This is a genomic window from Indolivaga capnocytophagoides (assembly GCF_036511535.1).
Lineage (GTDB): Bacteria > Bacteroidota > Bacteroidia > Bacteroidales > Dysgonomonadaceae > Dysgonomonas_A > Dysgonomonas_A capnocytophagoides.
The window spans coordinates 3,279,452-3,292,753 of sequence record NZ_AP028867.1 but is presented as its reverse complement, the minus strand read 5'-3'; the positions used below and the strand labels follow the sequence as shown (position 1 = coordinate 3,292,753).

10 protein-coding genes are annotated in these 13,302 nt (G+C 36.2%); 9 read left to right on the top strand and 1 reads right to left on the bottom strand.

The features are described 5' to 3' along the window. Positions 1-32 precede the first annotated feature (32 nt). From AABJ51_RS13205 to AABJ51_RS13185, 5 genes are all read left to right on the top strand, one after another. Positions 33-863: a helix-turn-helix domain-containing protein gene (locus tag AABJ51_RS13205; protein ID WP_321577289.1), complete on the top strand. Its 831-nt coding sequence runs from the start codon at positions 33-35 to the stop codon at positions 861-863. A gap of 134 nt (positions 864-997) precedes the next feature. After that, positions 998-1,558, top strand: a complete 561-nt coding sequence (locus AABJ51_RS13200; protein ID WP_338372885.1) for an ester cyclase — start codon at positions 998-1,000, stop codon at positions 1,556-1,558. 92 nt (positions 1,559-1,650) lie between these two features. Then, positions 1,651-2,514, top strand: a complete 864-nt coding sequence (gene ygiD, locus AABJ51_RS13195) for a 4,5-DOPA-extradiol-dioxygenase (protein ID WP_338372884.1) — start codon at positions 1,651-1,653, stop codon at positions 2,512-2,514. A 22-nt stretch (positions 2,515-2,536) separates the two neighbouring features. After that, positions 2,537-3,181 carry an alpha/beta hydrolase gene (locus tag AABJ51_RS13190; RefSeq protein ID WP_338372883.1) on the top strand — a complete coding sequence of 215 codons (645 nt, stop codon included), beginning with the start codon at positions 2,537-2,539 and terminating at the stop codon, positions 3,179-3,181. A gap of 93 nt (positions 3,182-3,274) precedes the next feature. Further along, entirely contained in the window at positions 3,275-3,835 is a 561-nt protein-coding gene (locus AABJ51_RS13185) for an NADPH-dependent FMN reductase (protein ID WP_338372882.1), read from the top strand. 84 nt (positions 3,836-3,919) lie between these two features. Here AABJ51_RS13185 and AABJ51_RS13180 read toward each other — a convergent pair whose 3' ends face one another. After that, positions 3,920-4,330, bottom strand: coding sequence for a winged helix-turn-helix transcriptional regulator (locus tag AABJ51_RS13180; RefSeq protein WP_321577288.1), 411 nt, complete (start codon positions 4,328-4,330; stop codon positions 3,920-3,922). Between the two features lie 86 nt (positions 4,331-4,416). Here AABJ51_RS13180 and AABJ51_RS13175 point away from each other — a divergent pair, with 86 nt between their 5' ends. The 4 genes from AABJ51_RS13175 to AABJ51_RS13160 all read left to right on the top strand — a co-directional run bounded on the left by AABJ51_RS13175 (position 4,417) and on the right by AABJ51_RS13160 (position 13,298). Then, positions 4,417-5,517, top strand: a complete 1,101-nt coding sequence (locus AABJ51_RS13175) for an alkene reductase (protein WP_338372881.1) — start codon at positions 4,417-4,419, stop codon at positions 5,515-5,517. Positions 5,518-5,553: 36 nt separating this feature from the next. Continuing rightward, positions 5,554-6,288, top strand: a complete 735-nt coding sequence (locus AABJ51_RS13170) for an SDR family oxidoreductase (protein WP_338372880.1) — start codon at positions 5,554-5,556, stop codon at positions 6,286-6,288. A 448-nt stretch (positions 6,289-6,736) separates the two neighbouring features. After that, a complete protein-coding gene (locus AABJ51_RS13165) occupies positions 6,737-10,696 on the top strand; it encodes a two-component regulator propeller domain-containing protein (RefSeq protein ID WP_338372879.1) in 3,960 nt (1,319 codons plus the stop codon). 139 nt (positions 10,697-10,835) lie between these two features. After that, a complete protein-coding gene (locus AABJ51_RS13160) occupies positions 10,836-13,298 on the top strand; it encodes a glycoside hydrolase family 2 TIM barrel-domain containing protein (protein WP_434781368.1) in 2,463 nt (820 codons plus the stop codon). Positions 13,299-13,302 lie beyond the last annotated feature (4 nt).

Here is a 13,302-nt window from a genome sequence, read left to right as displayed (position 1 = left end):
TTTATTTTACTATATCTTATAAAAATTGAAGTATGAATGACATCTTTAAAATATTCAAACTGGATGTAAAACAGGCTGAAGAAATTCTAAAGGAGCCCAACCTCCCCCACTCTCATGATTATGAGGAATTACTTATAGGCATAGAAGGGCAAGCTGAACATTTTATCGATTTTCAATCCCATATAATAGATGCACCCTTCATAAGTTTTATAACACAGGGTAAAATGCATCAAATAAAACCAATGGCTAAAGATGGAAAATGTGAAATCTGGGTTATACGTTTCAAGAGCGAACTTATATCCGCTACAGCTTTTCAATTGTATACTGCCTTCCATGATAGAGCCAATATACATATGAATCCCAATACATGTTTTAGCCGTCTGGATAATATCTGTACTATTATTCATGATGAATATACACAAGCAGCCCCCGATATAAGCGTCATCCGCCAGCTATTAATGTCTATTTTCACCATGATAGAATCAGAACGCCGGAAGCTAAAACTTAACAATGAAGAGTCGAAAAAAATACAAAGTGTAACATTTAAAAATTTCTTAAGATTATTAGAAGAACATTACAGGGAACCTCGGGATGTTAGCTTTTATGCTGAAAAGTTGTTTATGACTACCCGTAACCTGAATCTTATATGTCAGGATATTCTACATCAAAGTGTTTCTGAAATCATAGAAAACCGTAAGCTGACAGAAGCTAAAAACCAGTTGATATCAACCGATAAAACTATATCTGAAATAGGCTATGATATCGGATTTAAAGAAAAGACATACTTTACACATGCTTTCAAAAGAAAAACAGGAATAACTCCTTCTGAGTTCAGAAAAGACATTTCGAAATTCTTTTCTTAATCTGCGAATAAGCCTCAGTATAAATCGGGAACTTTATTTTTTCCGAAAAACACAATTATTCTTCCGAAATATGTTACCTTGACAAGCGCTATTTATCAGAACTTTGCATCATCAAAACAATTAAAAATTTAAAGATGATGAAAAATTCTATTTTGAAAATCAGCCTTGCTGCATTTGCTTTAATAATAAGCCTTTCCTCTTTTGGACAAAAAGCAGAAACAAAAGAACAGCTTTTGAAACAAGTCAAAGAAATGACTGCAGCCAATCAACTAATCTCTAAGTATCTTCAGACATTTGATACCTTGGATTATACCGTATTTAGCAATCGTGATTGGAAACGTTTACACGAAAGCCATGCTAAAGATATTATAGTGCATTTTCCTGACGGACATTCCGAAGTTGGAATAGAGCAGCATATTAAAACTCTTGACGCCATGTTTGTCTATGCACCTGATACTCGGATTGAAGAACATCCTATTAAAATAGGTTCAGGAAATATAACAGCGGTAATGGGATATATGTTAGGCACCTTTACTGAACCAATGCCTATAGGCGATGGTAAATTTATACAGCCGACAGGTAAAAGCTTTAAATTACCGATGGCAACAATCGGAATCTGGAAAGATGGAGTCATGACAGAAGAATATCTATTCTGGGATAATAAGTCTTATATGGATCAGATTATGGGAAACTAAGTTTTAGAAAGCCCTATATATTGCCTGATGGAAATTAAGACTTTCATCAGGCATTTTTAATATTAGAAATAAATATAGAATGAGAGAGAATTATGACATTGTTACATTCCGAAATAAATGAACTGAAATTAGACTCGCTTCACCAATTTACAAAGAACTTCAAGGCTACAGAGCGAATGCCTGCTCTGTTTGTAGGACATGGCAATCCGATGAACGCTATTGAAGACAATATATTTACCAGAGGATTCGAGTCTATCGCAAAGGAATTACCCAGACCCAATGCAATACTTTGTATTTCGGCACACTGGGAAACAAGAGGAACTTTTGTAACAGCAATGAAGCAACCTGAAACCATACACGATTTCGGAGGCTTTCCATCCCGGCTATACGAAGTTCAGTATCCGGCTCTGGGAAGCCCTGAATTAGCTTTGGCTATTCAGCAAGGTATAACATCAACCTCTGTAAACCTCACGAATGAATGGGGACTGGACCATGGATGTTGGACAGTAACCAAATTTTTGTTTCCAAAGGCAGACGTACCGGTTATCGAAATGAGTATCGATTATTCTAAACCGGCGGCTTTTCATTATCAGTTAGGCAAAGAACTGGCTGCATTAAGAAGAAAAGGAGTAATCATTATCGGAAGCGGCAATTCCATTCATAACTTACGGATGGTCGATTGGAGTAATATGGATACTGTTGATTCTGGATATGACTGGGCTATTGGAGTGAATGAAAGAATCAGACAGTTCATTACAGAAGGAGATCACCAATCCCTTGTGAATTTTGACAAATTAGGAAAAGAATTTAAATTGGCAATCCCTACACCCGAACATTTTATTCCTCTTTTATATACACTTGCCTTGCAAGAAAAAGATGAAGTACCTTATATATTCAATGACCATCTGGTCGCCGGTTCATTAAATATGATGTCTGTGAAGTTGGGTATTGTTTAATTATAAAATTAGTATTGCAATTATGAATCAGAATACAACATTATTTTATACATTACGAAGACCGAAGGATGCAGCTAATAAGCCTCCTTTACTGATTATGCTGCATGGCGTTGGAAGTAACGAGCAGCACATGTTCTCATTAGCAGAAGCCATACCCGACAAATATCTGGTTGTATCTGCTCGAGGACCATTAAGCCTGGGTGCCGGTAGCTATGCTTGGTTTCAGGTAGATTTCTCAAGCGGACGCCCGGAGATCAATGCACAGCAGGCAGAACAATCGAGGCTGAAAATTATATCTTTTATAGATGAACTGAAATCATTGGAAGATTTTGACGATGAACAGGTTTTCTTAATGGGTTTTAGTCAAGGAGGTATAATGAGTTATAGTGTGGCATTAACTGCTCCCGAAAAGATTGCGGGAATAGCTGTTATGAGCGGCAGGTTACTGCCGGAAGTAAAGCCATTGATAGCCGGTAATGATAGATTGGAGGAACTAAAAATATTTGTCTCACACGGAAAATCAGATAACGTTCTCAATTATCAATATGCTGTTGATGCTGTTGATTACCTTAAAGACAAGAACATTCATCCTGAATTTCATACTTATGAGGAAGGACACACTATCAATAGTCAAATGCTGCAGGATGTTGTAAAATGGTTGAAGTAATTGAGTCCTGATAACCTATATATAACATAAACGACTCTGTATAAATTAATATCACAGATAAATATTATATTTGATATACTAAAAAATTAAATTATGAGTAAAACAATTGGAATCTTTGTAGGGAGCCTGCGCCGAAATTCATTCAGTAAGAGCGTAGCCGAATTCGTTGTGTCAAAAAGCAATTCGGAGATTAAGTTTGAAATAATTGATATCAGCAAGTTGGATATCTATAATCAAGACTTCGATGATGATAATAATGCTCCTGAATCGTATACTGTATTTAGGGATAAAGTAAAAGAACTGTCAGGCTTTTTGTTTATTACCCCTGAACACAACCGTACCATCCCAGCAGTACTCAAAAATGCTTTGGATGTCGGTTCACGCCCTTATGGCAAAAATGTATGGGATGCAAAACCCGGAGGTATTATCAGTGTATCACCTGGACAGATAGGGGCTTTTGGCGCGAATCAACATTTACGTCAACCAATGGTTTTCCTCAATGTCTTGATGATGCAACAGCCCGAAGCCTATTTAGGTGATATAGCTTCTGCTTTAGATGAGAGCGGAAAACTGGTAGCTGAAAGAACTGTCAAGTTTGTAGATAACTATATAGTGTCATTTACCAAATGGGTAAACCTGATTGCTGCTAAATAATAAAAACTACCAACATAGTAAGTTTGGCTTATAATGAACGAGCCAAACTTGATTATGTTGGTAGTTGGATGTGTAAAATGAATCCTATATTTCCTTAAGCTCTTTCGTCCTTTTTTTGATATAAGCCTCTTTATTCTTCTTTATCTCCTTTAATATTTCTCTTTGCTCATCAGGGATAATCAGGTATTTGTCAGCCCATACATTTATTTCAATCATCAAGGGTAATAAGTCAATGCCCTTTGGTGTCAGTTTATACAATACCTTAGCCTTACTTTCAGGGTGCTCTGATTTAGAAATAATACCATTATCTTCAAGCATTTGTAATCGGGCAGCCAAAATATTGGTTGCTATTTTTTCATCCGATTTTAAAAAATCACTATATGTACGCTCTTTAAAGAATATCAGGTCTCTGACAATCAATAAAGACCACTTGTCTCCCCAGATATCAAGAGAGCAACTGATAGGACAATCCGATCTTTTTTTTGTATCTGTCATAAAAAAACTTTATATCTACTTGTATTTTGCAAGTAATTATTTATGTTTGTACTTGCATTTCGCAAGCAAAAATACAAGTAATTTTTATGGAAACAAAAGAAAAGATATTAATATTTGAGCCTTACAATCTGGACGGTCTGATTCTAAACAATCGTATCGTAATGGCTCCCATGACTCGTAGCCGTGCCGACAATGACTCGCATTCTGCTACTGAACTTACTGCTCTCTATTATAGTCAACGTGCTACGGCTGGACTTATCATTACCGGCGGAACTTTTATCAGCCCTGAAGCTGTAGGTGTTATCAATGTGCCTGCGATCTATTCCAAGGGTCAAATTGAGGGATGGCGATTGACTACTGACGCAGTTCATAAAAACGGGGGTAAGATATTTGCTCAATTATGGCATACCGGAGCTTATTCTCACCCTGACGTTCTGGGAGGAAATCTGCCTTTGGCTCCATCACCTTATAATCCTCATGTACAAGTGTTCACTCCCGAAGGATTCAAAGAGAGTGTGACTGCTCAAGAAATGACATTAGATGATATAAAAAAAACTATTGTGGATTTTAAACAGGCAGCGATCAATGCTTTTGATGCAGGATTTGATGGAGTAGAATTACATGGTGCAAACGGGTACCTATTACAACAATTTTTTAGTAAGAATAGTAATTGGCGTACGGATGAGTATGGCGGTTCGGTAGAAAACCGTGCTCGTATACTTTTTGATATTCTAGATGAATTGAAAGCGGCTGTAGACATTACCCGTGTAGGTGTACGACTTAATCCATCCCTTGACGGACTTATGGGAATATCGGTAGATGACGAAACAATTTCGGTATATAATTATATTGCAAACAGATTAAATGACTACCGATTAGCCTATATACACTTATTGGAACCTTTTACCGATGTCACTAAAAATCCGAACGCAATACAAGAGGTAGCCAAGCATTTTCGTAAAATATATAAAGGAACTATCATTATCAATCGTGGATTCGATAAAGAAACTGCCAATAAGGTATTAAGTGACGGAGATGCTGATCTGGTATCATTTGGAAGTCCATTCATCTCAAACCCCGATTTAGTGGAAAGATTCAAAACAGATGCTCCTCTTAACGAGCTTGATCGTGAAACACTCTATACTCCCGGAGCGAAAGGATACACAGATTACCCGACATTAAAATAAAAGTCCAAATAATTTAACAAAAAAAGATAAAGACATATGAAGACAAGTGGAAATACCGTATTTATAACCGGAGGAAGTGCCGGTATTGGTCTGGCTATTGCAAAAAAATTACAAGCTGCAGGAAATAAAATAATCATCAATGGGCGCAATGAAGAACGCCTCCAAAGAGCTCTGGCTGAATTAAAAGATGCCGAAGGTATTCAAGGAGATCTATCTGTGGAAGCTGACAGACGGCGTATTGCTGAAGAGCTAAAAACATACTATCCCGATGTAAATATCATTGTAAATAATGCGGGAGCTGCTTTTGGCTACTTACTGAGCGAAACGACGGATGCTCATGAAAAAGCTCTTGTTGAGATGAATACAAACTATATTGCGGTTATCCATTTTACAGAGTTGTTATTGCCTCATCTCCTAAAAAAATCAGATTCGGCAGTAATCAATATTTCTTCTATTGCAGTGTACGGAAGCCATAAGTTTTTACCTACATATGGGGCTACAAAAGCAGCATTACATAGTTATACTGTTGCTTTAAGAATGACTTATGAAGAACAGAAGAACTTACAAATCTATGAGGTTTACCCTCCAATGGTAAATACGGAATTTTCTGCGGAAATAGGAGGCGCAAATGGTATTCCTGCGTCAGAGGTAGCAGATGAATTGTTGGTAGCATTGGAACAAAATCAGTTTGATGTTCCGGTGGGTGAAACGAAGATTTATGCTGCTGCAGCCGAGCAGGCATTTGCAAACATAGCTCGCTCCAGACAATAAATTTTTATTGAGATAACCTACTGTCAATATCCTTATTGGTGGTAGGTTGCCTCAATAATTATTCTCAATTATAGACTGTTTCAAGTTGAAGAAATCGTTTCCTGTAAATTGGTGTTTCGATAACTGTAAGCTGTTCGATCAACCAAAGATTCAGAAATCCCCATTTTGGAACAAAAAGCAGGAAGATGTGTCGTGCACTTATTTGAATTTACTTAGATAAACACCTCCAGTTATTTGCATATAGACTTAAAGTGGAATTCTGATAGCAGATTTTCTGAATATTTCACATTGGCTGGCAGATTCTTTACAAGTCGGACTTTAATAGGGAGAAATATAGAGGAATCATTTAGCATAAATAAAAATAGCCTGAAAACTTGCAGGTTGAATATCCTATAAAATCCTTGCATTCGTGTTATCTTTAAAGTTTCTAAGATCTGATCACCCCATTATGAAAAGCTCATTACTTATTTTTGTCTTTATCATCGTCAGCCTGAGTATTCAAGCACAGCAGATCATATCTCAAAAGGCACCTTTCTTCTATCAGCTCAATTCGAATGAAATATGGGATTTTTATCAGGATAAAGAAGGATATCTTTGGATCGGAACAACAAATGGTTTGGTTAGGTATGATGGATTCAGGCTGCAATCTTTCAAAACAAACCACAAACAGCCCGATTTACTCACAAACAATTCAATAGTCTGTATGTCTGATAATGATCTCTATCTATGGATTGGGACAAGAAAGGGACTCAATTTATTTGATAAAAAAACGTATAGGCTTAGTCCATTTCCGGATAAGGTTCTTCAAGATAAGAGTATTGATGCTATCCTGATGGATAAAGATGGAAATGCACTGGTAGCAGCCGAAGGCAAAATATATAAATGTAGCCACAATGTTTCTATTGTAAAAGAATATACTCTTTCAGTTTCGGGTATCAATTCAATGTATAAAGATCGCATCGGAAATATCTGGGTTTTAATTTCTGGGAAAGGACTCTTCAGATATGATGAACGTTCTGATGGATTTATTAATTACCCTCCTGTTGGGAAAGAGAACAGACCTTTTACGATGTTTCAGGATAAAAATGACAACTATTGGATCGGAACATGGGGGGACGGATTATGGCAGTTCTTTCCCGATAATTCTACAGGCTTACTATATAAGAGACACCATATTATCAGTTCAAAAAGGAAGGAATCCGACCCGATATTTTATAGTTTGACGCAAGACGATACTTTTGGCTATATCTGGGCTTTGTCGCACAATGAATTATATGCCTTAAAAATAACAGATAATGGGAGTTTAGAAAAAATAGATATACACGATCTTGTAGATACTTACATGATGTACACAAGAATATTCAAAGACAGCGCCGGAAATTTGTGGCTCAGTTCGTATGATATGGCATACACGCTCTTTTTTGATAACTCAAAAATAAAAAATTATCCTTTACCACAAATCAAAGAACGTATGGGATGGGATGCCAATATCATAGATTTGTGCTTGGATAATGACAATATAATGTGGTTAAACCAAGACCGATATGGACTTATGTTATATGATCCATCTACAAACAGAATATCTAATAATCAAGTCAAAAATGATATCGCCTCTTTGAGTATCAGAACAATTACTATCTGTAAAAAAGATAAAGGAGTTTGGATTGGAACCAACGGTGAGTCTCGTGTTATAAAACTAATTCATAAGAATTTAAATATACTCAAAGAAAAAGATATAAGATTAAGGGATTTGACTGATAATCCCGGATACATTCTTCAACTAGAAGAAGATGAGCAAGGCAATCTGTGGATACTAACTTCTACTGGTATTTTTCTAAAGTCGATCGGTTCTGATACTCTGACCAAGATCGAAAGGAAACTTGCCGATATATCAAAGCTGACAATAGATACGCATGGTAAAGTGTGGGGAATAAGTGCAGATGGAAATATATATCAGCTGAATTATACAAACGATAGTATCAAGGATGAACTATATGCCCGTATCCCCTCATTGTCAAAGAATGAAGAGATCAACCATTTTTGTGTTGATAAGAAAAGTTGTATCTGGATTGTCACTTCTTTTAATAGGATTTATAAATTCAGCGAAAATAAAAAATTTGAGGAGGACTCTTTGCTAAGTAGTCAGACAAATAACAGTTCTATTTTAAGCTTGCAGGCCGACAATAATTATCTATGGATTGTTACTAATAAGAAAGTGATACGATATGATATCAACAATGGAACTTCGTATAATTATCAGGCTTCGGATGACAATATAGTTGTCAATGTATTTCGTAACAAGGCTGTTGCTCTGGATCAGGATGGTGGTATATACGTTGGGGGACATGGTGGTTTCACCCATATTCTTCCTCCAAGCCATTCTCCTGTGAGTATAGAGGAAATTGCGCCGGTTATTAGTGATATTAAAGTAAATAACCAAAGTTTATTCTTTTCTGATTCAATAAAGAATAATCAACGGAATACTATAAATAAAATATTTTTAAATGCTCAAGATAGAAATATAGAAATCTTGTTTTCAGCCCTGCAATACTCATTAAATTCTAAAGAAAGGCTTGCTTATAAACTGGAAGGTGTAGATATGGATTGGGTATATCTGGATTCGGATAAACAATCCGCTTTTTACAACCATCTAAGCAAAGGAAACTATAAATTGCGGTTAAAAGCAGAATATACACCAGGCAAATGGACTGAAGACAAAGTTGTTCTGATAATAGAGAAGGAAGCTGCGTTTTATGAAACATGGTATGCTTATTTATTTTATGTAATACTTATAATTGTATGCATATATACCGTATTGCGTTTATACTTATTACGTGTCAGACGTAAAGATAAAACTCGTCTTCAGGAAGAACTGGCACAAACAAAATTAGACTATTTTACTAATGTTTCGCATGAACTGCTAACTCCGTTGACAGTAATGTCCAGTGCTGTAGATTATTTAGAAATAAAAACATCATCTAATGAGGATCAGGTAAATATACTTAAGTCGAATATAAGCCGATTAAAACGGTTAATACAGCAAGTTCTCGATTTCAGAAGAATCGATATCGAAAAAATGCCGCTTACTATTAATTATGGAAATATCGGATTATTCATTCTCAACATTTGCCAAACAAACTTCTCCGCTCTGGCTAAAAAGAAAAATATTGATTTAAAAATATATGTTCCGACCGACGAAATATGGGGATATACTGACTTTGAGAAAGTAGATAAAATCTTGTTTAATTTACTGTCCAATGCGGTGAAATATACACCTTCGGGAGGAAATATTATAGTAACAGTTAAGTTATCTGCCGAAAAAGACAATACACTGATCGTACAGATAGAGGATACTGGCGTTGGAATTGCTGAAAACGATTTAGATAATATCTTCTCTCGTTTCTATCAAAACAAAGCAAATAAAAACTTTGAATCAAATGGAATCGGTCTTTCACTAACAAAAAGTTTAGTGACTCTCCTGCATGGAAATATATTCGCAGAAAACAATTCGGACAAAGGCTCTTGCTTTACCATAAATCTTCCAATTGATAAAAGGAGCTATCATCCAGAAGAAGTCACAACGGATATTCTAAAAACAAGCGAAAGTAAGACGATGGTTTCCAACATATCTTTGGCTGAAAATGAAAATATTCCCACACTTCTACTGGTTGATGACAACACCGAACTTCTATTTCTGATGAAAAAAACATTAGAAAACAGGTTTAATGTTATAACAGCCCAAAACGCAATATTAGCATGGGAGCATCTCGATAATTATGCTGTGGATATTATCGTTTGTGATGTTATGATGCCTGATATCAGCGGATGGGAATTATGTCGGCAAATTAAAACAGACTTGAGGTATAACCATATTCCTATTATCATATTAACGGCCAGAAATGGAGACGAAGATCGGATAACATCTTACGAAGTTGGAGCAGAAGGTTATATCGCTAAGCCTTTTGAGCTCAAAGAACTTATTTCTCAGGTGAATAATTTAACTAGATTATACAAGACGAGGCAAGAAGTTTTTCAGAAAGAACAAAATACTAATATTGATGGTCTTTCTTATGAATCCGCAAATAAACGTTTTCTCCAATCTACCATTCAACAAATCGAAATACATATTGGACGATCCGATTTTGATTTGGATGAGCTTTCATCAGCTCTCAATATGTCAAAATCTACTCTACATCGAAAAATAAAGTCTATAACCGGGCTCACCCCTCTTGACTTTATCCGAAATATAAAGATGAAAAAAGCTTGTATGATGTTATTGGATGGAAGATTGACTATTTCAGAGGTCGCTTATGCCTTAGGGTTTAATGATCCCAAATACTTTTCTAAATGTTTCAAAAATGAATTTGGAGCTACACCATCAGAATATCAGCAAAAACACATCAAATAAATAGGAGTAAAATTCTGCCAAATCGGGTGCCAAAACTGTCAGTTTACGCCCATTCTGCCTTATTTGAAATTATACCCCCCCTCCGTTTTAGATAAAATTCTTTCTTTTGCTACATCTTAATAATTTATAATACTGTATCATGGGCAAAACAAGGAAACCGTTATTACTCACAAGTCTAATTATTTCACTCTTTCTGATAGGTGCAAATATTAATATGTCTGCATCGGGGCGAAAAACATCTTTCGATTCAAATTGGAAATTTCATCGCGGAAGTGTAGCTAATGCGGAGCAAGCTGAATATAATGACTCAAAATGGAGACTTCTTGATCTTCCTCACGACTGGAGTGTAGAACCAGCACCAATCCAAAAGGAAGGAATAGTAATCGGTCCTTTTTCTAAGGTAAATGAAGGAGGTGCAGGTGGAGCCGATACGGGTCAAACTCTCGGAGGAGAAGGATGGTACCGAAAAGAATTTACTATAGAACAACAAGATTCAGATAAGTTACTTACACTCTATTTTGAGGGAGTATATAATCAATCTGAAATATGGGTGAACGGGAAAAAAGTATCGTTCAACCCTTACGGATATACTTCTTACAAAATAGATATTACGCCCTATTGCAATGCTCCTGGAATTTCCAATACCATAGCTGTTAAGGTTGTTAACGAAGGACAGAATAGTCGCTGGTATTCAGGGTCGGGTATTTATAGACATGTCTGGCTCATAAAAACAGACAAAATTCATTTAGATACATGGGATACTTTTATTGATGCATCAGAGATACAAGGCAAAGATGCTAACATTAAATTTGCCACTACAATTCATAATCAAATAAAAGAGCCGAAGTCTGGAGAATTGAAATTAAGAATCCTCTCTCCCGAAGGTAAGGAAGTGCTATCCACGATCCAAAATACAGAACTCACTAACAACTTGCTTGTTTCTATTTCACACAAAATTAAGAATCCTCAATTATGGTCAGTTGATAATCCTGTACTATATACGGCAGAGCTGTCTATCTCTTCAAACGGAAAGCAATATGATAAAATATCTATTCCCTTTGGAATACGGACAATTTCATTTTCAGCAAAAGAAGGATTCCTTCTAAATGGAAAGTCCCTGAAACTAAAAGGCGGTTGTGTACACCATGATAATGGATTATTAGGAGCTGCAGCTATAGATAGAGCCGAAGAGAAAAAAGTAGAACTTCTAAAAGCACATGGCTATAATGCTGTCAGATGTGCACATAATCAGGTCTCAGAGGCTTTTTTAGCAGCTTGTGACAGATTAGGGATTTTGGTCATCCATGAAACATTTGACCAATGGCAAAAATCGAAAAGAGACAATGATTATCATCAATATTTTGACGAATGGAGTGACAAAGACTTAGCAGCATCAGTACGTAGAGACAGAAATCATCCTTCGATTATAATGTGGAGTATTGGTAATGAAATAGAACAACGATCAGACTCTATTGGAATGATAATCGCTAAAAGGCTAGTCGAAATTGTAAAAAAATATGATACAAGTCGTTATACAACCGTCGGAGCAAATGATTTCTGGGACAGACGTGCGCAAGGATTTACTTGGGATAAAGATTCACACAGAGCTTTTCAGAATGTAGATGTAGCCGGTTATAACTATGTATGGCAAAAATACGAAAGCGATCATGATGCTTATCCCGAACGTGTGATTTACGGAAGTGAATCTTATCCTAAAGAGGCTGCACAAAACTGGAATCTTGTAGAAAAACATCCTTATATAATCGGAGATTTTGTTTGGACAGCTATTGACTACATCGGTGAAGCAGGTCTGGGACATGCTCTCGAATTAGGTGAAGGAGAGAGAGATTCTCAATTTATGGGATGGCCTTGGTATAATGCATGGTGCGGAGATATCGATTTTTGCGGAGACAAGAAACCTCAATCTTATTACAGAGACATCTTATGGCGTGAACGAGAAATATCTATGGCTGTTCGTCGTCCTGTTGCAGAAGGAAAAAAAGAGGTCGTAAACGGCTGGGGCTGGACAGACGAACTGCTTAGTTGGAATTGGAAAGGTCTGGAGGGAAAACCAATGCGAGTGAATATATACAGTCGTTCACCCAAAGTCAGACTTTACCTGAATGATAAGCTAATCGGCGAAAAAGAAACAGGTAAAGAAGATTACACCGCAACGTTTGAAGTCCCTTATACACAAGGAATACTGAAAGCTGTTAATATAAATAAGGAAAAAGAAGCTGCCGAAACGATATTGAAAACAACAGGAAGCCCTTCTGCAATCCGGTTAACTGCAGACAGAAATAAAATAAAAGCAAATAAAAATGACTTATCTTACATAAAAATTGAAATTGTTGATGAAAACGGAAATATTGTTCCGGATACTAATTTACCAGTTAATATAGAATGTAAAGGAGATGGTTCTGTTATTGCCTCAGGCAATGCAGCATACGATGACATGAAGAGTTTTCGGTCATTAACACCTAATACATTCAGAGGTAAAGCTATTGTCATTGTACAACCAAATGATAAAGTTGGAAAGATCGAATTAACTGTTTCTGTCGAGGGATTAAACTCTTCGTATATCGAAATAGAAACTTATTAAGAAG